The organism is Herpetosiphon sp. (genome assembly GCF_003512625.1).
GTDB lineage: Bacteria > Chloroflexota > Chloroflexia > Chloroflexales > Herpetosiphonaceae > Herpetosiphon > Herpetosiphon aurantiacus.
Map to the genome: position 1 here is coordinate 16,460 of NZ_DOPT01000078.1, position 22,527 is coordinate 38,986.

Annotated in this window: 24 protein-coding genes and 2 tRNA genes; 17 read left to right on the plus strand and 9 right to left on the minus strand. The window is 50.3% G+C overall.

Annotation, left to right across the window (positions count from 1 at the left end):
• Positions 1 to 108: 108 nt before the first annotated feature.
• The 8 genes from rpsL to DEF47_RS16880 all read left to right on the plus strand — a co-directional run bounded on the left by rpsL (position 109) and on the right by DEF47_RS16880 (position 6,454).
• Positions 109 to 549, plus strand: a complete 441-nt coding sequence (gene rpsL, locus DEF47_RS16845; RefSeq protein ID WP_012190809.1) for a 30S ribosomal protein S12 — start codon at positions 109 to 111, stop codon at positions 547 to 549.
• An 11-nt stretch (positions 550 to 560) separates the two neighbouring features.
• On the plus strand, positions 561 to 1,034 hold the full coding sequence (gene rpsG, locus DEF47_RS16850) for a 30S ribosomal protein S7 (protein ID WP_012190810.1): 474 nt from the start codon (positions 561 to 563) through the stop codon (positions 1,032 to 1,034).
• Between the two features lie 167 nt (positions 1,035 to 1,201).
• Positions 1,202 to 3,307, plus strand: coding sequence for an elongation factor G (gene fusA / locus DEF47_RS16855; protein WP_012190811.1), 2,106 nt, complete (start codon positions 1,202 to 1,204; stop codon positions 3,305 to 3,307).
• Between the two features lie 125 nt (positions 3,308 to 3,432).
• Positions 3,433 to 4,389, plus strand: a complete 957-nt coding sequence (locus DEF47_RS16860) for an STAS domain-containing protein (RefSeq protein WP_012190812.1) — start codon at positions 3,433 to 3,435, stop codon at positions 4,387 to 4,389.
• A gap of 41 nt (positions 4,390 to 4,430) precedes the next feature.
• Positions 4,431 to 4,505, plus strand: a tRNA-Met gene (locus DEF47_RS16865).
• 44 nt (positions 4,506 to 4,549) lie between these two features.
• Positions 4,550 to 4,625 (plus strand) — tRNA-Met (locus DEF47_RS16870).
• A 156-nt stretch (positions 4,626 to 4,781) separates the two neighbouring features.
• On the plus strand, positions 4,782 to 6,083 hold the full coding sequence (locus DEF47_RS16875) for a hypothetical protein (protein ID WP_012190813.1): 1,302 nt from the start codon (positions 4,782 to 4,784) through the stop codon (positions 6,081 to 6,083).
• Between the two features lie 11 nt (positions 6,084 to 6,094).
• On the plus strand, positions 6,095 to 6,454 hold the full coding sequence (locus tag DEF47_RS16880; protein ID WP_287045249.1) for a hypothetical protein: 360 nt from the start codon (positions 6,095 to 6,097) through the stop codon (positions 6,452 to 6,454).
• A gap of 54 nt (positions 6,455 to 6,508) precedes the next feature.
• Here the strand turns inward: DEF47_RS16880 and DEF47_RS16885 are convergent, their stop codons facing one another.
• Positions 6,509 to 6,763, minus strand: coding sequence for a hypothetical protein (locus DEF47_RS16885; protein WP_041304621.1), 255 nt, complete (start codon positions 6,761 to 6,763; stop codon positions 6,509 to 6,511).
• A gap of 76 nt (positions 6,764 to 6,839) precedes the next feature.
• Between DEF47_RS16885 and DEF47_RS16890 the strand changes: the two genes are divergently transcribed.
• Complete coding sequence (locus DEF47_RS16890; RefSeq protein ID WP_012190814.1) at positions 6,840 to 7,259, plus strand: helix-turn-helix domain-containing protein; 420 nt, start codon at positions 6,840 to 6,842, stop codon at positions 7,257 to 7,259.
• 17 nt (positions 7,260 to 7,276) lie between these two features.
• On the opposite strand, the gene DEF47_RS16895 is transcribed toward DEF47_RS16890, so the two are convergent.
• Entirely contained in the window at positions 7,277 to 9,376 is a 2,100-nt protein-coding gene (locus DEF47_RS16895) for a heavy metal translocating P-type ATPase (protein ID WP_012190815.1), read from the minus strand.
• Entirely contained in the window at positions 9,373 to 9,717 is a 345-nt protein-coding gene (locus tag DEF47_RS16900; RefSeq protein WP_012190816.1) for an ArsR/SmtB family transcription factor, read from the minus strand. Before DEF47_RS16900 ends, DEF47_RS16895 begins: the two co-directional genes overlap by 4 nt.
• 139 nt (positions 9,718 to 9,856) lie before the next feature.
• On the opposite strand from DEF47_RS16900, the gene DEF47_RS16905 reads away from it, so the two are divergent.
• Genes DEF47_RS16905 through DEF47_RS16915 form a run of 3 tightly spaced genes read left to right on the plus strand, consistent with a single transcriptional unit; the run spans position 9,857 to position 12,847 of the window.
• On the plus strand, positions 9,857 to 10,537 hold the full coding sequence (locus DEF47_RS16905; protein ID WP_012190817.1) for an ArsR/SmtB family transcription factor: 681 nt from the start codon (positions 9,857 to 9,859) through the stop codon (positions 10,535 to 10,537).
• Positions 10,534 to 11,643: an MBL fold metallo-hydrolase gene (locus DEF47_RS16910; protein WP_012190818.1), complete on the plus strand. Its 1,110-nt coding sequence runs from the start codon at positions 10,534 to 10,536 to the stop codon at positions 11,641 to 11,643. Before DEF47_RS16905 ends, DEF47_RS16910 begins: the two co-directional genes overlap by 4 nt.
• On the plus strand, positions 11,630 to 12,847 hold the full coding sequence (locus tag DEF47_RS16915; protein WP_012190819.1) for an MFS transporter: 1,218 nt from the start codon (positions 11,630 to 11,632) through the stop codon (positions 12,845 to 12,847). Before DEF47_RS16910 ends, DEF47_RS16915 begins: the two co-directional genes overlap by 14 nt.
• Positions 12,848 to 12,889: 42 nt before the next feature.
• Here the strand turns inward: DEF47_RS16915 and DEF47_RS16920 are convergent, their stop codons facing one another.
• The 3 genes from DEF47_RS16920 to DEF47_RS16930 all read right to left on the minus strand — a co-directional run bounded on the left by DEF47_RS16920 (position 12,890) and on the right by DEF47_RS16930 (position 14,519).
• A complete protein-coding gene (locus tag DEF47_RS16920) occupies positions 12,890 to 13,576 on the minus strand; it encodes a DsbA family protein (RefSeq protein ID WP_012190820.1) in 687 nt (228 codons plus the stop codon).
• Complete coding sequence (locus tag DEF47_RS16925) at positions 13,569 to 14,063, minus strand: disulfide oxidoreductase (RefSeq protein WP_012190821.1); 495 nt, start codon at positions 14,061 to 14,063, stop codon at positions 13,569 to 13,571. Before DEF47_RS16925 ends, DEF47_RS16920 begins: the two co-directional genes overlap by 8 nt.
• Before the next feature lie 102 nt (positions 14,064 to 14,165).
• Positions 14,166 to 14,519 carry a hypothetical protein gene (locus DEF47_RS16930; protein WP_041304623.1) on the minus strand — a complete coding sequence of 118 codons (354 nt, stop codon included), beginning with the start codon at positions 14,517 to 14,519 and terminating at the stop codon, positions 14,166 to 14,168.
• 122 nt (positions 14,520 to 14,641) lie between these two features.
• Between DEF47_RS16930 and DEF47_RS16935 the strand changes: the two genes are divergently transcribed.
• From DEF47_RS16935 to DEF47_RS16950, 4 genes are all read left to right on the plus strand, one after another.
• Positions 14,642 to 14,989 (plus strand): hypothetical protein, encoded by a 348-nt coding sequence (locus DEF47_RS16935; RefSeq protein ID WP_012190823.1) that lies wholly within the window; start codon positions 14,642 to 14,644, stop codon positions 14,987 to 14,989.
• 70 nt (positions 14,990 to 15,059) lie between these two features.
• Positions 15,060 to 15,434 carry a FixH family protein gene (locus tag DEF47_RS16940; RefSeq protein ID WP_012190824.1) on the plus strand — a complete coding sequence of 125 codons (375 nt, stop codon included), beginning with the start codon at positions 15,060 to 15,062 and terminating at the stop codon, positions 15,432 to 15,434.
• A 13-nt stretch (positions 15,435 to 15,447) separates the two neighbouring features.
• Positions 15,448 to 16,860 (plus strand): 4Fe-4S binding protein, encoded by a 1,413-nt coding sequence (locus tag DEF47_RS16945; protein ID WP_012190825.1) that lies wholly within the window; start codon positions 15,448 to 15,450, stop codon positions 16,858 to 16,860.
• Positions 16,861 to 16,864: 4 nt separating this feature from the next.
• Entirely contained in the window at positions 16,865 to 17,419 is a 555-nt protein-coding gene (locus tag DEF47_RS16950; protein WP_012190826.1) for a hypothetical protein, read from the plus strand.
• Between the two features lie 508 nt (positions 17,420 to 17,927).
• Here the strand turns inward: DEF47_RS16950 and DEF47_RS16955 are convergent.
• The 3 genes from DEF47_RS16955 to DEF47_RS16965 form a co-directional block, all read right to left on the minus strand.
• Positions 17,928 to 20,006: a response regulator gene (locus DEF47_RS16955; RefSeq protein ID WP_012190827.1), complete on the minus strand. Its 2,079-nt coding sequence runs from the start codon at positions 20,004 to 20,006 to the stop codon at positions 17,928 to 17,930.
• A gap of 83 nt (positions 20,007 to 20,089) precedes the next feature.
• Positions 20,090 to 21,298, minus strand: coding sequence for a glycosyltransferase (locus DEF47_RS16960; RefSeq protein ID WP_012190828.1), 1,209 nt, complete (start codon positions 21,296 to 21,298; stop codon positions 20,090 to 20,092).
• 3 nt (positions 21,299 to 21,301) lie between these two features.
• Positions 21,302 to 21,568, minus strand: coding sequence for a DUF8738 domain-containing protein (locus DEF47_RS16965; protein WP_012190829.1), 267 nt, complete (start codon positions 21,566 to 21,568; stop codon positions 21,302 to 21,304).
• Positions 21,569 to 21,740: 172 nt separating this feature from the next.
• On the opposite strand from DEF47_RS16965, the gene DEF47_RS16970 reads away from it, so the two are divergent.
• A complete protein-coding gene (locus DEF47_RS16970; RefSeq protein WP_012190830.1) occupies positions 21,741 to 22,505 on the plus strand; it encodes an inositol monophosphatase family protein in 765 nt (254 codons plus the stop codon).
• Positions 22,506 to 22,527 lie beyond the last annotated feature (22 nt).

Consider the following 22,527-nt stretch of genomic DNA (forward strand, 5'->3'; position numbering starts at 1 on the left):
GCATTGGGGCGGCAATGCCATAGCTCGTTAGGCTAGAACACGCTCACGGTATAGTAGACGTGAGAACCGTCCAGAACCCGGTATTTCCAAAATCTTTGGAGGAATTGAATGCCAACGATCAACCAGTTGATCCGCAAGCCCCGTAAACCTGTGGTCAAAAAGACCAAGGCACCTGCGCTGCGTTTCATCTACAACTCGCTGAAGGGCAAGCTTACCCGCGGCAACGGTGCACCCCAAAAGCGTGGTGTTTGTACCCAAGTTAAGACCATGACCCCTAAGAAGCCAAACTCGGCATTGCGTAAAGTGGCTCGGGTGCGCTTGTCGAATCAAATGGAAGTGACCGCGTATATTCCAGGCGAAGGTCACAACTTGCAAGAACACTCAGTGGTCTTGATTCGCGGTGGTCGGGTAAAAGACTTGCCAGGCGTGCGCTACCACATTGTGCGCGGTACCTTGGACTCACAAGGTGTCAACAACCGCAAGCAAGGTCGCTCGAAGTACGGCACCAAGAAGAATGCCCAAGTTGCAACGGGCAAGAAGAAAAAATAAGGTAGGGTAACATGCCACGACGACGAAAAATTGCCAAGCGGATTGTGCCTGGTGATCCAATTCACAACAGCATACACGTGCAAATGTTGATCAATAAGGTCATGATGCACGGTAAAAAAAGTGTCGCTGAAAATATCGTATATCGCGCGTTGGATGTTGCAGCTCAACGCTTGAACCGCGAACCAGTTGATCTGTTCGAACAAGTGCTGCGCAACTCCAGCCCTACCATCGAAGTTCGCCCAAAGCGCGTCGGTGGTTCAACTTATCAAGTGCCAGTTGAAGTTAAAAGCGACCGCCGGATTGCCTTAGCGATTCGCTGGTTGTTGACCGCCGCTCGCGGTCGCAGCGGCAAACCAATGCACGAACGCTTGGCGCTCGAATTGGTCGATGCTTTCAACAACACTGGTGCAACCGTCAAGCGTCGTGAAGAAGTTCACCGTATGGCTGAAGCCAACCGCGCCTTCTCACACTACGCTCGCTTCTAAAGTTTATGGCCACCCCTCACGACCAGCGTCGTGAAACAATTGGGTCGGTGACCAGAGCGGCTAGACGCGAGTTTAGCCGCTTTTTGCCTGCATACTTATGGTACAATACAACGTCACCGCCGTGCAGGCTGTCACCAGCTAATACTAACCATGTAACGGAGTAAGGAATGCCTCGCTCGACACCACTCGACAGAGTACGCAATATTGGGATTATTGCCCACATTGACGCAGGGAAAACTACCACCACCGAACGGATTTTGTTCTATACCGGTCGTAACTATAAGATCGGTGAAGTCCACGAAGGCGCTGCCACCATGGACTGGATGGAACAAGAACGCGAACGTGGGATCACGATTACCGCTGCTGCTACCACCGCTCACTGGGAATATGCTGAGCAACGCTATCAAATCAATATTATTGATACCCCTGGCCACGTGGACTTTACCGCTGAAGTAGAGCGCTCATTGCGCGTGCTCGATGGTGGCGTAGTGGTGTTCGATGCAGTAGCCGGTGTGGAGCCACAATCAGAAACGGTGTGGCGACAAGCTGATAAATATAACGTGCCTCGGATTTGTTTTGTCAACAAGATGGACCGCATGGGCGCGAACTTCGATCGCACCGTTCAGATGATTGTTGATCGCCTTGGCGCAAAGCCAGTGCCGATCCAATTGCCAATCGGAGCCGAAGATCGCTTCCAAGGGATCATCGACTTGATGGAAAACAAGGCTATCTTCTACATGGACGATGTTGGTAAAGTCCAAGAAGAACGCGAAATTCCTGCTGAATTGGCTGAAAAAGCGAAAGCAGCCCGCGAATATATGCTCGAAGCCATCGCCGAAACCGACGATGAGTTGATGATGCTCTATCTCGAAGGCGAAGAATTGCAAGTGCCTGAATTGCGCCGCGCTCTGCGTGCCGCCACGATTGGCAACAAATTGGTGCCAGTCTTGTGTGGTTCAGCCTTGAAAAACAAGGGCGTGCAACGCATGCTCGACGCTGTGGTCTTGCTCTTGCCTTCACCATTGGAAATTCCAGTAACCAAGGCTGTGCGCCCAGGCGTTGATTCAGAAGCCGAAGATGCTGAGTTCATCGAGCGCCCAGCCGATGAAAATGCACCTTTCACTGGTTTGGTCTTCAAAATTATGGCTGACCCATTCGTGGGCAAGTTGGCCTACTTCCGCGTTTACTCAGGTAAACTCGAAACTGGCTCATATGTTTTGAACACCACCAAGAACAAGCGCGAACGGGTTGGTCGCTTGCTGCAAATGCACGCTAACCACCGCGAAGAAATCAAGGAAGTCTATGCAGGCGATATCGCGGCTGTGGTGGGTCCAAAAGATACCTTCACTGGCGATACCATCTGTTCACCAGATGATCCGGTGGTTTTGGAAAGCATCAAGTTCCCAGAACCAGTGATTTCGGTGGCGATCGAGCCAAAAACCAAAGCCGACCAAGACAAGATGTCGATTGCGCTCTCACGCTTGGCCGAAGAAGACCCAACCTTCCGCTTGAACACCGATGTGGAAACTGGCCAAACGATCATCCGCGGGATGGGCGAATTACACTTGGAAGTTATCGTCGATCGCATGATGCGCGAATTCAAGGTTGAAGCCAACGTTGGTAAGCCACAAGTGGCCTACCGCGAAAGCATCACCCGCAGCGTCGATATCGATAGCAAGTTCGTGCGCCAATCAGGCGGTAAAGGCCAATACGGTCACGTTAAGGTCAAGTTCGAGCCATCAGGCGAAGGCGAAGGCTACATCTTCGTCAATGGGATCGTTGGTGGGGTTGTGCCTCGCGAATACGTCCCAGCAGTCGAAGCTGGTATCCGCGAAGCCATGGAAACTGGCGTTATCGCTGGTTACCCCGTGGTTGACGTGAAAGCAACCTTGTTCGATGGCTCATACCACGACGTTGACTCGTCGGAAATGGCCTTCAAGATCGCCGCTTCAATGGCCTTGAAGGACGGCGTGCGCAAGGGTGGCCCCCAAATCTTGGAACCAATCATGAAAATTGAAGTGATTGTGCCCGAAGATTACATGGGTAGCGTGATCGGCGACGTAAACAGCCGCCGTGGTCGCATCGAAGGTATGGAAGCTCGCGGTAACGCTCAAGTCGTTCGTGGCTTCGTGCCATTGGCCAACATGTTTGGTTATGTCAATGATTTGCGCTCACAAACCCAAGGCCGCGCAACCTACTCGATGGAATTCCATCACTACGAGCCAATTCCACGCAACTTGCAAGAAGAATTGGTCGAAAAAGCTCGCAGCTAAACCCTGCTACAAAGCGCAACAGATGGGTCGATTGGCTATACCAATCGGCCCATTTTCTTTTAACTTTTTTGTGCGTATAATGAACAACACAAATCGTATCCTGAAGCAATTCGGAGCCAACCCTCATGCTACGAATCACCCAACGCCAAGCCACACTGGCACTTTTAGTACTCTTAAATATCATGACCGCTGCAATCGATGCGGTGATTATTATTCGTAATGGTTGGCAAAATCCGTTACTGATGGGGGTTATCTTGTTGATTCTATCGGGCATCAGCGTAGCCTATTGGCGTGGCATCGAGTGGAGTCGTTGGTTAATCGTCGGGTTTGTGACGCTGATTTGTGCTGGCTTTGTTGATAAAACCCAGCCAGTTAATTTGGTTACGCTAATTCCTCCAGTCATGGCGCTGATCATGGGTTCTTCAACTGCGGTGGTTATTAGTGCCGTAGTTGGCTATGGCGGAATCTTAGTCCGAGCCAATTTCGATGGAGCCTATGCCGCCGTCGATAATTTAGTGGCCTATGCCTTGTTGATTGCCGCAATCGTGTTGATTCGCACGATTAGCGAAACCAATTTGCTCACGTTACAAGATACAATCAGTAAATCCGATGGTGAGCAACGCCGAATCAAAGCACAATCGACACTGATGCGCAGCCAAGCCGATGCGTTGCTCAAACAAAATCAGGAGCAACAGCGCTTATTGGCTTTGGTCGAAACCCTCGAAACGCCCGCCGTGACAATTGCTGCTAATGTGCTATTAGCTCCCTTGGTCGGGGCACTCGATCCCAAACGGGTTGAGCAAATTCAAAAACGCTTACTAGCCAACATTCATCGCCAACGCACCCGTCTATTAATTTTAGATTTAGCCGGAGTTCGCGAACTTTCCAATGAGGCTGCTGAGAAAGTGCTGGTGATGATGCAAGCAATTCGTTTGCTTGGTTGTGAAGTAACGGTTACCAGCGCTTCGGCGGAAATCGCCATGCAATTCGGCGATCTTGGGGTCGATCGCGAGCTGTTCCAAACGGCGCAAACTCCTCAAATTGCCCTTGAACAGAGCATCTATAGCTTGAGCAAGCCCTAATTTGACAAGAAACTCAGAGTGTGCTAATATACATAGGTCAACGCGGGGTGGAGCAGTGGTAGCTCGTCGGGCTCATAACCCGAAGGTCAGAGGTTCGAATCCTCTCCCCGCAACCACAACTAAAGATTTGAGCGGCTTGCTAACAAGCCGCTCATTCTGTGCCGATGTAGCTCAGGGGTTAGAGCGAACGACTCATAATCGTTAGGTCACTGGTTCAATTCCAGTCATCGGCACCATTTTTTTATTTTAGCCCCAATTTTCCTCACACATCCCAATTCTTATCAGCACTTTCTCAGATACTCACAACTCCTGTTTCAGTTCGCTAGCAGCCAAAATCAGCTTTCTTTCGACTACACTCGTTTTCAGTAGTTTTGGTGTAGAAAGGACGCACGATGAAATGGCAATGGGTATGCCGACTAGGCTTGCTATTAAGCCTCGGATTTTTTAGTAACCCCGTAGCTGCGACGCAAAGCCAAACGCTCAGCCGCGAGATTGTCAGCGAGCATACGATTACGCAGCTTAAACTTGATGGCAATTGGCTGGCGTGGCGCACCTGGCGCACCGATTTCGTCAATTATACGAGTGAATTATGGGTAACCAATCTTACGACTGGAACGAGTGTTAGCCTTGGCAGTATTCAAAATGAAACCTATGACTTCTTTATTGATAATGGTCGGGTAATCTGGCGCGATAAGCACCATGTCTATCAGTATGATCTGGCGACCCAAACCAATACCATCTTGCAAGTGCCCCATCAGCAAAACCACATGCGTTGGACGGTTGCTGGCGATTGGCTGATTTGGCTGGAACTCGAAGGTTCACCACCGCAACTCACCAATCAAATCTGGAAATGGCATCTGGCTGGCAATCAGGCTCCAGTCTTGGTTGGCAGCGAGGTAGCCACGATTTATGGCATTGATTCGCTGCAATCTGATGGCGAGATTATTAGTTGGGCTTATGCCACCCATGTTGTTGTAAAAAATAGTGTCTGCTCAGAGATCCATTATCTTGCTTTAGATGGATCACAGGCACCTCAAAAACTAACCGAACCCGCTTGTAATATCGGGATTAAGCAAAATCTATTACTGAATAAGAACTTTTATTATTGTAACAATCAACATTTATATGCTCGAACACTAGCAAATACTGAAATCTTGATCAACGAAAATAATTGTCGTTTTGATGCGCTGTATGGTTTTTCTGGAAGCGGAAATTTCTTGGTAGCGCTCAATTATGGTGAACATACTACTTCCCAGATTAGCGTCGTGGGGGTTGATATTCGACAAAAAAGCATGTTTACAATTGACCGCTTTGGCTATAGCGATAGTGGTCGTCCATTGATTCATATTGATAATTCACTCGTAGCATGGAGCGATAATCGTGGAGCCAAGCCAGTAATTCATGTGCGGCCCATTGCTGAGGTTGTGCCAACCGCCCCACGCCAAGCCGCCGATCCATTGCTAGAGAATCGCAGCTATTACCCTGAAAGTCAGCACTCGCTTGGTGGATTATTTGAACAATATTGGCAGAAGAATGGGGCTTGGCAGTGTTTGGCTATCCGCAAAGCGAAGAATTTAGCCAAATCAATGCCGATACTGGTAAAACTTATACGGTGCAATTGCTTGAGCGTCAGCGCTACGAACATCACCCTGAATTGGCTGGCACACCATATGAGGTTTCGTTGGGGCGTTTAGGAGCCGAGCGTTTGACCACACTCAATCGTAATTGGCAAAACGAGGGCGATACTTCGGCTGGAGCCGAGCAATTGCCTGGCCAATGCCAGCATTTTGCCACTACCGATCGCAAGGTTTGCGGAGCGTTTTTGAGTTATTGGCAAAGCCATGGCTTAGATTTAGGTGATGCTGGGATTAGTTACGCTGAATCATTAGCCTTGTTTGGCTTGCCACTCACTGCGCCACACATGGAAACCAATCCTGATGGCGATCGGGTCTTAACTCAATGGTTTGAGCGAGCACGCTTTGAATGGCATCCCAATAATCCTGCTGAATTCAACGTTCAACTTGGGCGCTTGGCCGCCGAGCAAATTCCGAGTTTGGGTTGGTAAGCATTAATTAGTGAGCCGTCGCCCTTGAATCTGGCAAGGGCGACGGCTTTATAGTTATTTGCTGGTCACACCACCACAATTGGGGTCACCACAAGCACATTGGTTAGCTGGCTGCTTGCGCCGTAAAAACAACAACGGAATCGCACATGGAATCAGACAGGCCACGATCATCACGATTGGCGTTGCACCAGCCAGCCAAACACCCAATGCACTACGCTCGAAAAAGAGCACGCCTGCCATCAGGGCTGCAATCAGCAACAAGCCGGTTTTGCTCCGCAACAGGCCGAAACAATCCTGTAAAAGTTTCATTGAAAACTCCTTTATACGTTGATGCCTTCACGCTATCATGTGAAGTGCACTTTAAGTCAAGCAGGAGTTTTAGCCAATGCCAGGATTATCAATCGGCGAGGTTGCCCAACAAACAGGCCTCCAATCATCAGCAATTCGCTATTACGAGCAGATGGGCTTAATTCCCAAACCACAACGCCATAACACCCGCCGCCGTTACGATTCCAGCGTGTTGCAATGGATTGATTTGATCAATTTGGCGCGTAAAGCAGGTTTTTCGATTGCCGAGGTTCAAACATTAATTCATGGATTTAGCGAGGATACGCCGCCATCAGCCCGTTGGCGAACAATGGCCACCACAAAATTAACCCAAGTTGCCCAACAGATTCAGGATTTGCAGCAAATGCAAGAATTACTCAATCATGGCTTGCAATGTCAGTGTTTGCGCCTAGAAGATTGTCGGATTAGCAATCAGCAGGGGTGTAGCGAGCAATGCAATGGAGCAGATCAGGCCTGATCTGCTCCATATTGAGTTTATTGAGGAAGTGATGAAGGTTTAGGTTTGTAACGCAATAATCGGGCTGAATTGACCATAATGCCTAAATCGGGCAGCGATTGGGCGGCAGCGGCCAAAACAGGCGGTAAGATTCCCAAAGCAGCCAAGCTAAGACCAATCACGTTATAGGCCACAGTAAAACCAAGATTGCCCTTAACGATCCGCATTGTGCGTAATGCCAAAGCCAAGGCCTGTGGAATCAAACTCCAATCGTCGCGCAATAAGGCGATATGCGCAGCATCAAGGGCAACCGCCGTGCCAGCCACACCCATCGCAATTCCAACATGGGCTTGAGCCAAAGCCGGAGCATCATTCACGCCATCGCCAATCATCACCACATGGTGGCCTTGCGCTTGGTAACGGCGCACAATTGCTAATTTATCGGCGGGCAATAATTCAGCTTGATAGCTAATGCCTAATTGCTCGGCAATATTGGCTGCGACTGCTCGATTATCACCAGTCAAGATTTCAATTGTATCAATACCCAAACGCCGTAGTTGAGCAATCGCTGGGGCAACATCAGCTCGCAAGCGATCAGCACAGGCAATTAATCCCAATACTTGCTGTTCGCGCAATACCCAAATCACGGTTTGACCCTGCTGTTCTAGGGCGTTGGCCTGAGCTTGTAAGGGATGTTCGCCCAGCAACCGTTGATGCCCAACAACCACGGTTTGACCCTCAACCACGGCTTGTACGCCCGACCCTGCCAGCGCCTTAAATTCACGAACGTGCGGAAGGTCAATTGATCGATCACGGGCGGCTCGCACAATCGCCTTGGCTAAAGGATGCTCGGAATCTTGCTCGGCTGCCGCGGCCCAGCACAAAACCTCGGCCTCATTCGTCGCAGCATGCACCACAACCTGACTCACCGCAGGCTGGCCATGGGTCAACGTACCAGTTTTATCAATGAGTAGCACACTGGTTTTGGCTAGCGCTTCGAGATATTTACCACCTTTGATCAAGATGCCTTGTTTAGCTGCTGCGCCAATCGTCGCTAGCATGGCAATCGGTGTTGCAAGCGCAAATGAACATGAACAAGCCACCAACAGCACCGCCGCCGTTGCCAGGGGATCACGCTGAATCACAAAAGTTAACAAGGCAATCAGCGCCACAACTGGCAGATAATAGTCTGAAAAAGCATCGCCGATCCGTTGAATTTCGGCTTTTTGCGATTCAGCCTCTTCAACCAATTTGATGACATTGCCAAAGGTGCTATCTCGGCCAACCGCCGTTGCTTGAATGCGCAAACTTCCCGCAGTTGCCAAGGTTGCGGCAAAAACCTGGGTTCCCTCAATTGCATCAATTGGCATCGATTCGCCAGTAATGGTTGCTTGATTGATGCTGGCGGCTCCCCGCAGCACTACACCATCCACTGGAATTTGATCGCCAGGCCGCACCACTACCACATCACCAACTTGAACTGCCTCGATTGGTAGCTGAATTTCAGTTCCATCACGTTCAACCTGCGCAAGGGTTGGAGCCAAGGCGGTTAATTCTCTGACTGCACGGCGAGCTTGGCTCGAAGTAAATTGTTCAACATATTCGCCGATGCTCATAAACAGCACTACCAGTAGGGCGGTTGGCCACTGCCCAATCGCTAAAGCAGCAATCACCCCAATGCTCATCAAGCTATGCGAAAGCACTGTTTTGCGCCAAGCAGCCTGAGCCACGCGCCAGAAAATCCGATAGCCCGCCACAAATACCAAGGCCACGCCAATTGGCCAAGGAATCCAGTCGATTAGTAAATCAAGCCAGCCAAGCTGCTCCCCAAGCACGCTGAAGCCCAACACTACAACGACAATCGCACCAAAGAGCAGCAACAAACGAGCACTTGCAGGGGTTGATTTAGGCGGAGCCGCCTGAAGTTGCGGCACCTGATAGCCAGCTTGTTCAATCGTTTGGACTAAAGCGTTTGGCTCAAGCAGCTGATCATCAAAGGTAATCAGGGCTTTTTCGGCTGAAAACAACACTTGCGCTTGCATCACTCCGCTTAGCTCGCCCAAAGCGGTTTGAATATGCAGCGCACAACTTGAACAATCCATGCCGCGAATCGGTAAGCTGATTGTTTGCTGGCTCATTGGTTCATCTCGCCAGTGTAACGGGTACAGGCATATACCCCCTGCGCAACATCGGCCAATAAACTGGTAGCCAAATTAATCAACTCGCCCACCCGTGGATCGCTCAGCCGATAGTAGACAAAGCGACCTTGCTGTTGCCGTGCGACCAAACCACAATCGTGCAAACAGCTCAGATGATTGGAAACATTGGATTGGCTGAGCTGGGTTGCAGCCACGATCGCCGAAACTGTCAGCGGCTCGGCACAAAGTGCCTCAAGCACTTTCAAACGCGAAGCATCGGCCAAACCACGAAAAAGCTTGGCTTTCAATTCGATCACATCAGTTTGAATGATTGGATTCATTATTCACCTCAACACATCATTACATACTGATACGATGATATATAAATCATTACTGCTTGTCAATCAGCGCGATTTGGCTATTGACATTGATTACTATTCAAGTATTCTATTGAATAGTGTAATACTTGAGGTTTTGATCATGGAATTGAGTCAAAAACGCCAATTTAAGGATGCCTTGTATGAGCAATTTGCGCGGATCAGTCGGGCTTTAGCCAACCCTCATCGGCTGGAGTTGCTCGATTTGCTGACTCAAGGTGAACGTACAGTCGAGGATTTGGCCAATGAAACGGCGCTTTCGATTGCCAACGCTTCGCAACATTTGCAAACCTTGCGAGCTGCTCAATTGGTTAGTGTGCGCCGCGAAGGCCTGTATGCTTACTACCGCCTAGCAAATGCTAGTGTTCAAGCATTATGGCTTAGTTTGCGCCAGGTCGGCGAAAGCCAACTAGCCGATGTGCAGGCAGTCGTCCAGCACTTTTTAGCAGATCGCAGCCAATATCAATCGATCAGCATCAGCGATTTGTATCAGCGGATCGAGCAGCAAGATGTGGTGTTGCTGGATGTGCGACCGAGCAACGAATTTGCTGTTGCCCATTTACCCCAAGCCCGTTCAATTCCGATCACTGAATTAAGCCAGCGCTTGGCAGAATTAGCGCCTGATCAGCCAATTGTGGCCTATTGCCGTGGGCCATATTGCCTATTTGCCGATGAGGCGGTGGCAACGCTGAGCCAACGTGGTTTTGAAGTCTATCGGCTCGATGGTGGAATTGTCGAATGGCAAGCTCATGGTTTTGCCTTAGCTCAGGAAACAGCCAAATGATTCAAACAATTGATGTTACAACCTTGCAAACTTGGCTGAGCCAAGGCCAATCGGTAAGCGTGCTCGATGTTCGGCCTGAGGCCGATTGGCAGGAATGGTCAATTCCGCAAAGTGTCCATGCTGAGGCTTATCACGATTTAAAGGCTGGTCAACTGGCTCCAGCCCTGCAAAACCTCAATCTGCCCCAAAACCAGCCAATTGTGACGGTTTGTGGAATGGGCAAGATGAGCCTGGTTGCCGCCGAACAACTCCAAGCGCGAGGCTATCAGGTCTATTCGTTGGCTGGCGGGATGCAAGCATGGAGCCTAGCTTGGAATAGTGCGCAACTACCGACGTTAGCAAATGGCACTGAAATTATCCAAATTCGGCGGACAGGCAAAGGTTGTCTTTCATACCTAATTGGTTCGCAAGGCCAAGCGTTGGTAATCGATGCCAGCCTTGATCCAGCGGTTTATCTGCAACTAGCGCAAGCGCGTGGCTGGCAGCTTCAGGCCGTTTTGGATACGCATATTCACGCCGATCATCTTTCACGTTCACGTCAATTGGCCGAATTGAGTGGTGCAACCTTTTACCTGCCCGCCAATCAACGCAACAGTGGCGTATACCAGCCAATCAGCGCCAATATGCAAATTCAACTTGGAGCTGCCACAATTCAGGCCTTAGCTACGCCTGGCCATACTTGGGAAAGCATGAGCTATTTGCTCGATGGTAGTCATCTTTTTAGTGGCGACACGCTGTTTTTGGCGGCGGTTGGGCGGCCCGACCTCGAAGCCCAAGCCGCTGAAGCGCAACAACGAGCCAGTGCCCTATACCAAAGCTTGCAAACAATTTTGGCGCTTGATCCTGCAAGCATTATTTTGCCAGGCCACACCAGCAAACCAGTTGCCTTTGATGGTGTGCCAATTATGGCGAGTTTGGCTGAGGTGCAGACAGCAACACCTCGTTTAGCCCAAACTGAAGCTGAATTTGTGGCGGGATTAACCGCTGTGCGCCCAGCAACGCCGCCGAATCATCAAACGATTGTCCAGTTGAATCAGGCTGGAGCCGCGCTACCCGACGATCTCATCACCCTCGAAGCTGGAGCCAACCGCTGTGCTATCGCCTAAAGCTCATCCTGCGATCAACCAAACTGGCTTACGCGCCAATCTTGGTCAATTTAGCCTGCTGATGCTGATCAACGCTATGGTCGGCGGCATGATTGGTCTAGAACGCACGATCTTGCCAATTCTTGGCAGCCAAACCTTTGGCCTGAGCAGCACCACCACTGTGTTGAGTTTTATCATCAGTTTTGGCTTGGTCAAAGCCTTAATGAACTTGATCGCCGGGGTTTTGGCTGATCGCTATGGGCGCAAACGAATTTTGGTGTTGGGTTGGCTGGTAGGCTTGCCAGTACCATGGATGTTGATTTATGCCCCAAGTTGGGGCTGGATCGTTGCCGCCAATGTGTTACTTGGGATCAACCAAGGCTTAGCTTGGTCGATGGCAGTCGTGATGAAAATTGATTTGGTAGGGCCACAACAACGCGGGTTTGCAGTTGGCCTCAACGAATTTACAGGCTATATGGCGGTTGCCATCACCGCTTGGCTAACTGGCTATTTAGCTAGCAGCTATGGCGTGCGGCCCGTGCCCTTTTATCTTGGCATCGGCTATGCCATCATTGGCCTAGGGCTATCGATTGGCTTGGTACGCGAAACCCATGGCTTGGTGCAGCAAACCACCAGCACGAATAGCAATTTCTGGCAGCTTGTGCAGCAAACATCATGGGGCAATCGCACCTTGTTTGGAGCTAGTCAGGCAGGCTTGATCAACAACCTTAACGATGGCATGGCTTGGGGCATTTTGCCGCTGTTTTTCGCTAGCTATGGGCTTGAGCTGCCAGCGATTGGCTTGCTCAAATTTATGTATCCAGCGGTTTGGAGCGTTGGCCAACTGATTACGGGGCCACTCTCCGACAAACTTGGGCGCAAAGCGCTGATTGTGCAGGGAATGTTGCTGCAAGCCGCTGCCTTGGGCTTGATTGTCAACACCACTAGTTTTGGTTGGTGGTTGCTGAGCAGCATTGGTTTGGGCATTGGCACGGCTATGGTCTACCCAACATTGATCGCCGTGGTTAGCGATAATGCAACTCCAGCCAGTCGCGCCAGAGTTTTGGGCATCTATCGCTTTTGGCGCGATCTTGGCTATGCAATCGGGGCATTGTTGGCGGGAATTATCGCCGATTGGCTGGGTATGGCGTGGGCAATTGGCTTGGTCGCAGGCTTGACCGCAATTTCTAGCTTGTTGGCGCATTTGAATCTCAACAAAGCATAAAAAAGCGCTGCTCGATGATTAATCAAGCAGCGCTACCAGCATTTATTTTGCGTCGTCGATTGCACTTTGCAAAGCAGCTTGGCTGAGCGAGCTAACTTCTTTGCCATTGACGAAGAAGCTAGGGGTTCCCCGCACATTCAGCGCTTGGGCATCAGCATTATCGCGCTCGATCTTTTGCATAATCTTGGGGTCGCTTAAATCTTTGGCAAACTGATCGCCATCTAGGCCCAATTCTTGGGCATATTGCAGCATCAGAGCAGTTTGTGGGGTTTGTTTTTCGCCCCATTCGCTTTGTTTATTGAACAGCAACTCTTGCATTTCCCAATATTTGCCTTGGTTGCCAGCAGCTTCGGTTGCGGCAATCGCCAAGACCGAGTTGTTGTGCAAGGGGAAATAGCGCACGACTAAGCGCACATTATCGCCGTTTTGGGCCAGCACATCCTTGACAATTGGAAAGAAGGCGCGACACGATTCACATTCAGGATCAAGAAACTCAACAATCGTGACTGGCGCATCAGTTTTGCCCAAAACTGGACTATCAGGGTAGATCAAGCGCGAAACATCGACGGTTTGGGCTGGCTCGGCTCCGGCTTTGGTCAACATCACCACCGCCACAATCAACAAGACTGGCACACTCAACCAAAGCAACATCTTAACTTCACGCGGCAAGCCACCCTGAGGTTTGCGGGTGCGGGCTTGGCGTTTTTTGGTAGCAACAGATTTATTCATGATCAAGCTCCTTAGCAGGTTTAGCAAATAGCAAAGCAACGGTGATGACGCTGAAGGCGACCCAAGCCAGCAGTGGAATCGTAATAAAGCCATACCAGTTGATCCAACGGGCAAGACACGAAACCCCCGCGCTGCACGGCGCAAGCTCAGCCGAAATTACGCCATAGGTCAGCAAACAGTGATAGCTAGCGACCAGCCAGCCACCAATACTCAACGGCAAGCCATACCAACGCATGGCAGGATCGCGGCGAATAATCCCCACCGTCAGAATCAGCACCAGTGGATACATCAAAATCCGTTGATACCAACACAAGTTGCACGGCGGAAAGCCCTTAATCTCACTAAAATAGAGGCTGCCAAGCGTTGCAACAACCGCTTGAAGCCAAGCCAAATAGCCTAAGTTTTCGCGGACACGCTGTCCAAATGAAATAGTTATGTGCTCATCAGGCTCGCTGAGCGCTGATGATTCGATTGCAGAGGGCTGCATAATATCCTTCTTTATTTAATGATGTGAATACCAGATCACGACCAAATCAGCCTTGATCATCAACCATGATCAGGCAGATTGGACAATAAACTTAATGAAGGATTAAATGCTTTTAGGCGGGGGGACGAGGAGGGCTAAACTGGGCGAGCGATAATTCAGCGGATCAGGCATCCAATGCAGTTGATCAGCCACCAGAATTAATTCGAATTGCGCAGAAACTGATAGAAATGGAGCGGCATGGCTAACACAAGCATCACTTGGCGACTCTGCCGGAGTAGAAATTGGCTGTTCGGCATGATGCTCATCGTTAAAACCTTGGTCTACTTGAGCCGCACATGGATAATGATAGCTGATCAGAATTCGTGGCTGGCATGGCGCAAGCACCAACGGAATTAGCAGCAACACAATTGTGCTGAGCCACGTCATAGTGCGTAAAATGTGGAATTCATGCGCCATACAAATAACCTAACGTCCTTTTCGTTAACTACACTATACCAAAATCGGCTCAAAAGGCCAAATTTGGCGTTTTGCAATCGGTTTGCTATAGTACAGGTTGTGGTTAAAGAGGCGGAACACGCATGGCATACGAGCAATCATTTTTAGGCTATTGTTGGCTAAGCAGCCTGATTGTGCTGATTTTGCTACCAATCGGCCAAGCCAACTACCATCAGCACCCACTTGGCTGGTGGTTTTACCCATGTATGCCGCACATTAACGATCTGCCCCAAGCAGAATCCGAAGCACCGCTTTCACTTCCGTTTAACCCAATTGCCGAGCATGGGCATGGCCAACTAAGCTGGCTCGTGCCAAATCTATTGCTCGATTTAAGCCCACTCAAGCAACGTTGGCGTTATTGGGAAACCCCGGTTTTGAATTATGCTATGTGGTTTCACCCGCGCTACGTGCCACCCCCAAAAACAGTTTAGCCCATCCACACGTCGAATATTTGGCCCAATGCCCACTGCTGTGGGGTATTTATTTTGAGGTTTTGCCATTATGCTACGCTATACCCAGTTAATCTTGTTGAGCCTGATTTTAGTCAGTTTGCTTGGCTGTAGCCGCACGCCCAGCGATGATCCACGTTTGAACATCAGCCTTGAACAAACCCCAAGCACGATGGCGGTGCAAACCATTGTGTTGAGCATCAGTGATGGCGCAACGCCCCTGGAAAATGCCAAGGTACAAATTGAGGCCACCATGACGCACGCTGGCATGCCCTCGCAAATTGTGCAGCTGGAGCCGCTTGGCGCTGGTAAATATCAGGCGAACATTGATTTTTCGATGCTCGGCGAATGGGTGTTGATCGTCAACGTCACTGAATCCAACGGTGCTGTTATGCAACGAACTTTGCCAGCCTTCAATATTCAATAGAGGGAGTTGAACAATGCAACAGCTTCCAGCGATTGATTTGCTGAAATTGCCAGGCTTGCGCTGGCTAGGGCGTTGGCGCTATGCCCGTTTTGCGCTGCAAATGCCGCTATTTGCCATGGCCATGTTGATGGTTTGGGATGGCATGACTGGCGCTCAGTTGGCTCCCAAAAATAGTGCCACCGTGCTGGTGTGGGTGCATTATCGTGGCTTTTTGATGTTGGCTTTGTTGGTGGTTGGCAATTTATTTTGTATGGCCTGCCCATTTATGTTGCCACGCAATCTGGCACGACGCTGGCTCAAACCACGCTTCAAATGGCCAAGCTGGTTGCGCAACAAATGGCTAACCACGGGATTATTGGTCGCATTTTTCTTTGTCTACGAGCGCTTTGATTTGTGGGCCTCGCCGTGGTGGACAGCTTGGCTGATTGTGGCTTATTTTGTGGCCGCCCTGCTGATCGATAGCAGTTTTCAGGGTGCGCCATTTTGTAAATATGTCTGTCCGCTGGGCCAATTTAATATGTTGAGTTCAACCCTCTCGCCAATCGAAGTAGCGGTGCGCCAGCCCCAACGCTGTCAAACCTGCCAAACCAAAGATTGCATTGTGGGGCGTGATGAGCAGCCAGGTTGTGAATTGTGGCTGTTTCAACCCAAAAAGGTCGGCAATCTCGATTGTACGATGTGTTTGGATTGTATTCATGCCTGCCCTCACGATAATATTGGCTTGCTAGCTCGCGTGCCAGGCCAAGAGCTAATCAGCCTAGAACCACGCTCAGGCATTGGCAAAATCGAACAACGCAGCGATTTTAGCTTGCTGATGTTGGTGTTTACATGGGGTGCATTGCTCAACGCCTTCGGCATGATCAGCCCAGTCTATAGCTTTTACAATTGGCTCACCAGCCAGTTTGCCATCAGCAGCGAAACATTCTTGCTAAGTGTAGTGTTTATCTTAGCCTTGGTGATTGAGCCAGTCGCTTTGTTGGGCGGGGCAGCATGGCTCTTTCGGCGGATTAGCGGCCATAGCGAACGCTTAATCGCGATCATCAATCGCTTTATGAAGGGCTTTTTGCCAATTGGCATTGCCATGTGGACAGCTCACTATGCCTTTCACTTTATCATCGGCTTTTGGACGATTCTGCCAGTCTTGCGCTCGTTACTGGCCGAAGCAGGGATTAATTTTAGCTGGATGCCGGTAACGGGATTAAGCCCACTTGTGCCACAAGTGATGATCTACCCATTTCAAATCGGCATGATTCTGCTGGGCAGTGTGCTTTCAGCGGTGATTACATGGCAAACGACAACAACTCTCACCAAACAACGCCAGCAATTGGCTTGGCTGCCGTGGGCGCTGGTCATCGTAGCGATGGCTGGCAGTGCGATGTGGCTGCTAAGCCAACCAATGGATATGCGTGGGATTCTAGAAGGATAATTGTATGCAAACATTGCAACGCTGGATCATTCTTTTTCGTGGAATGTTTATCGCCAGCTTGATTCTCGTGAGCCTTGTGCCATTGCGACCAGCAGCGGCGCATTTTGGCGAACCCTATACGGTGTTGTATGATCAAAAAATCGGTGAGTTTACGCTCTCGATGAAGGCCGACCCCGATGTGGGCACTGGCACGTTTTATAGCGATATTGAGCTACCAGCCAACATGAACGATGGCGAAGTAACGATTGCGATTCAAGCGGTAGCCGATGCCAACAGCACCGGGCCAAGCAGTTCGAGCGCTAGTAGTCAAAGCAGCAGCCACAAAGCCAGCATCGAACAAACCATCGAATTTGATCAAGAGGGCTATTGGACACTTGATGTAACCGTGACTGCGGGCGAGAGCACGGGTAAGCATCAATTTAAAGTGCTGGTCACCCCGCCATTTCCACCGTGGATCACCACGCTGATTTGTTTAGCACCATTTTTGGTGGTCGCGGCAATTTGGACCTTGACCATGCGCCGCAATGCCCTGCTCAAACAACAACAATCTGAGAACTAGAAACATCAGGACAAGGAATCAGGGGCTAGGTTGGTTCATAGCATTAACAACCGCCAGCGTTCCCTCACCCCCTGTCCCCGCTCCCGCATGCGAGGGGGAACCGATCCATGCGTGCTCCCCTCGCCCGCCGCCGTGGGAGAGGGGCTGGGGGTGAGGGCATGAACCATGGTTGTCAACCGAATGAACCATTACAGCTAGGGATTAGAAACCAGCCTTTGGTAAAGCTCTAGGCTATGGGCTATCGGAACATATCACAGCCCTTCAAAAGCCAAAGAACAGAGAGTATAGAACATAGAACATAGGCATTGGAGATTGGTTGCTGGAGGTTGGGGATCGGAGCTGAATCGTTGGCAATAGACCATGCGTTTGGCTAGGATAATTGGTGGAATTCGGGCAATTCGTGGCTAAAAATAATCCTTCGCGATCTTCGCGTTCTTCGTGGTTTCATTCCTTCGTGCGCTTCGTGGATCAAAAAGGGGATCAGTTGCCCGATCCCCGATCCCCAAGCTCAATTCCGTGCTTTCAAGGCCGAAACGCTATTGACTGTGCGTTGCAAATCGCCGAGCGTAAAAGGTTTTTGTAGGAATCCCGCCAGACCATCATTCAACAGTGGGTCGAGCATCGAATCGACACTATAGCCACTCATCAAAACAATTGGCACATCGGCGCGAATGGCCCGCAAGCCATGGGCTGTATCGATGCCATTAAATTGGGGCATGGTCAAATCAAGCAGCACCAATTGATATTCATGGGCATGCTCACGAAAGACCTTGATCGCACTCTCACCATCACTAAATCCTTGAACAGTTAGGCCTAAACGTTGCAGCATGCGTTCAGTAACCATGCGAACTGCTGGTTCATCGTCGATCAGCATCACGACATTATGAACTGAATGAACGTCCTCGTTCGGCGCTGCGGGGGTTGGCTGCAAGATCGAATGTGGTGGTAATAACACAGTGACCTCCGTTCCCATTTGCGGTTGGCTCCACACGGCAATTGACCCATGATGCGCTCGTACCATACCCAAAACAGCGGCTAAACCAAGGCCGCGTCCAGTAAACTTGGTACTAAAATAGGGATCAAACATCAGCCGTTGGGTGCGAGCATCCATACCAACACCATTATCCCGAATACTCAGGGTGAGATAGCTGCCAGGCGCAAGTTTGGGTAAGCCAGTAGCGGTATGTGGAGCTTGGGTGTAGGTTTGGAGCTTGCTGGTAATCTGAATGGCTCCATAGCGATGCTCGATCGCTTCAACACTATTTTTGAAGATACTCAAGATCATTTGGCGGATTTGATTAACATCGCCTTTGAGTAGCCCTAATTGATCGTCAAGCTCATAGGTTATGCTGGTCGTTGGATGGGCCTGCTCACTAAACGTCGTGGTTAGCTCACGCAATTGCTCATTCAGATCGACCGTACTACTGACAAAAAGGCTGCCTCCGGTGTAGGCGACAATCTGCTGGGTTAGCTCGGTTGCTCGAATTGCGAGCTTTTCGATCTCTTGCAGTTGGTGATAAATTGGGTGGGTCGGAATGAGATCGAGCAAACCAAGGCTAACATTGCCACGAATGCCCATCAAAATATTGTTGAAATCGTGGGCGATGCCTCCGGCGAGCAGGCCAAGACTTTTGCGTTTTTCGCGTTCGTTGGCAAGTTGTTGGGCAGCTTCACGTTGTTGGATGGCCGTATGATCGCGAATTACTATCTGTACCGCTGTATTACCAGCAAAAGTTATGGGAATAATGGTCAACCTTAGGGGGATTTCTGGCGTTTTGGTTGTATCATATTGCAGTTCGTGGCTCAGCGCTTGATTCGTAGTAATGGCCTGATCAAATAATTTTTGGATGGTATTCGATGTTTGTTCGAGCAAGCCTGCGAGATCGCTCCCAAGCAGTTGATGACGATTTTCAAAGCCTAACAATTCAATCCCAATTGCATTAATATAGACAATTCGGCCCGCCTGTTGCACTACAATGCCATCAGGCATGGCATCGAGCATCGCCCGATAATGTTGATCGATCAGGCTATTTGGTCGCCAAAGCGCTGCTTGAGCAATCGCATTACTGAGTTGTTGACAAACATTTGCCAAAATTTCCGCATCAGCTTGATTCAGCGTATCCACAATGCTCTCAACCATCAATACCCCGAGCAATTGTTGCTCAGCCAAGAGTGGAATACAGATCGACGATTGAATATGCGGATGGCTACGAATAAAATCGGGGTCTTGATCAACATAGGCAATCAAATAAGCTTGTTTGGTGCGGGCGCAACGCCCAACAATGCCCTGTTGGAAACTCAGTTGCTCAGGGTTATGCCCAAAGCCATGCTGACATTGCAGTTGCAAAATATCGGTGTGGGCGGCGTAAATGCTGATTAAGCTATTAGCAAAACTACGCGCAATCGCCGTCACAATTTGGCGATAGAGCATATCCAAGGGCAAGTTTTGGCCCAAAATCGTTTGCGTCTGTTCAAGCAAGCCACCACGATCAGACTGGGGCTGAACAGCTTCGGCGGCATATTCATGGCGAGCAAGGCTAGCATGCTGGGCAACGGTGGGCTGTTCGCTGGCGTGGTGTGGGTCCATACGTCCTCCCTAGATCAGGATGGGACACAACGACAGAGTATAGTGGCTCGTTTCCTAGCAGTCTATAGTTCTTTTAGTGAGTCTTACCCATGACTTATTTCGCCCCACGCTTGTTGCAAGCGCTCGGTAATTGCCTGCCAATCGTAGTTGGCGGCCACGAAACGGCGAGCAGCCATCGCCAAGCCTTGGGCAAATTGGCGTTCATGCAGTAGTTTGAGGGTGGCTTGGGCAAATTCGGCAGGAGTATCGGCCAGCAAACAATGCTGGTTGGGCACTAAACCTGTTACGCCATCAGCGCCCATCGTAGTTGAGACCAGTGGAGTTTCGGTGGCTAAAGCTTCGAGTAGTTTGAGTCGCACGCCGCCGCCCATGCGCATGGGCAAGACGAACACGGCGGCTTGGTTGAAATAGGGCTGCACACTCGGCACATTTGGGATAATGTCGATCACGCTAGGCTGGGCTAATTGCAACACCGCCGGAGTTGGCGCACGCCCCACAATCATCAACTTCGTCTCAGGTCGTTCAGCCCGAATCAAAGGCAATACTTCTTGAATAAACCAGCGCAGGGCATCGATATTCGGGCGAAAATCTAAGCTGCCAGTAAAAAGCAGCGTATTTGGATCATACTCACGTGGCATGTTTGGGCTAAATTGCTGACTATCAACCCCATTCGGTACAACATGCAGCGTTTTTTTGACCTCAATTTTTTGCAGCATGGTTCGATCTTCGGGCGAAACCACATACGTTTGATCAAGTTGGTTGCAAACGAAGCGTTCATAACGCGCCAATTTGCGCCATTGAATTGCCGAATAGAGCGCAGCATGCCAACGTTTGAGCTGTTGACGATCGGTTTGAGCAGCCCGTTGTTGCAACACATATTCAGCATTCCATTGATCAAGCGTCGCCGGAATGCCCCAACGTTGCGCTTGCAAGGCATATTGCGCCATCTCGATGCTTTCAGCTTGCACTAAATCAAAACGATTGGTGTTGAGCAAACTAGCCAAGGCCGAACGAAATGTTTCTGATGGTGCACGCAAAGCCATATCGGGCAACGGCGAGGTCAGGGTCGTCCAAGCGCGTTGGGTTAAATTGCGGCGCGGTGCAGGAATTAACGTTAAATGGCAATAGCGATTGAGCGGTTGAGCAGCGGCGCTAGCGCTGTGGCTCGGCGAGAGGCTTAAACACCATAATTCATGCTGGCGGCTTAGCTCACGCAGCAACTGAAACATGCGTTGTGTACCGCCGCTATTGGCTGGGTAGGCTGGGTATGGTGTCAGAAACAGAATTCGCATCGGTCAATCAGGGGTATTGCACAAGAAGAATTGAGCATCACGTCCAGCATGGTAGGCATAGCGCACGCCAGCAACTTCAAGCACCACGCGAAAACCTGGGGTCAGCACCGCCCGCCCGATGCCACCATTATCGGAACAACCAAGATTACTGGCAGGCCACGTCAGGGCTTCATCGATCAGCACATTAATTTGCTCGGCTGGAGTCGCAAATTGGGCCTGATGCAAACTGATCACGGTTTGAGCATTGCCGGATACTGGCTGGCTGGGCATAGTTGGCTCCTGCGTCAGGGTTGGGATAACAGGACTGCTGGTTGGCAACGGTTGCGAAACAGCACCACAGCCGATCAACAGCCATGGGCTTACAAGCAGAGCAATGGTACAATTGAGCCGCTGTCGCCAACGACGAGAGCACGTAGTTTTCATAGCCCAAAGGATACCACAAATGCGAAGTCATGCGATTGCCATTGCCAAAGCCGCAGGCCAAATTCTGCGCGATGGATTACGCAATGAGCGTCAGATTCAACATAAAAGTGCCACCATCGATCTGGTTACCAATATCGATTTAGCCAGCGAAAAATTGATCGTCAGCCAACTGCGCGAACAATTTCCTGATCATCGGATTGTGGCCGAAGAATCGGGCGATGATGGTCGGACCGCCGAATATTGTTGGGTGATCGATCCACTTGATGGCACAACCAATTATGCCCACGGTTTCCCATTCTTCGCGGTTTCAATTGCCTTATTGCACAACAACCAGCCAACAATTGGCGTGGTCTACGATCCATGGCGCGATGAATGTTTTGTCGGCGAGCGTGGGGTTGGCGCTTGGCTCAACGATCAACTATTGCATGTCACCAATACCGATACGGTTGATGCCGCCTTGCTGAGCACTGGCTTTCCTTACACAATCCGCAGCAATCCCGATAACAACATCGCCGAATTTACCCGCATCGTGCTCAAAGCTCAAGCGATTCGCCGTGGCGGAGCCGCCGCCTTGGATATTTGTTATGTGGCGGCTGGGCGCAGCGAAGGCCACTGGGAGCTAGGCCTCAAGCCTTGGGATACTGCCGCCGCCGCCGTGATTTTGGCCGAAGCTGGTGGCAAACTCAGTACCTGGACTGGCGCAGATTGGAATCCATGGATTGATCGCTTGGTAGCAACCAACGGGGCAGTCCATGCCGAATTGGTTAAATTATTACAAGCCTAATTCACTATTGAGCCGAGAAAGC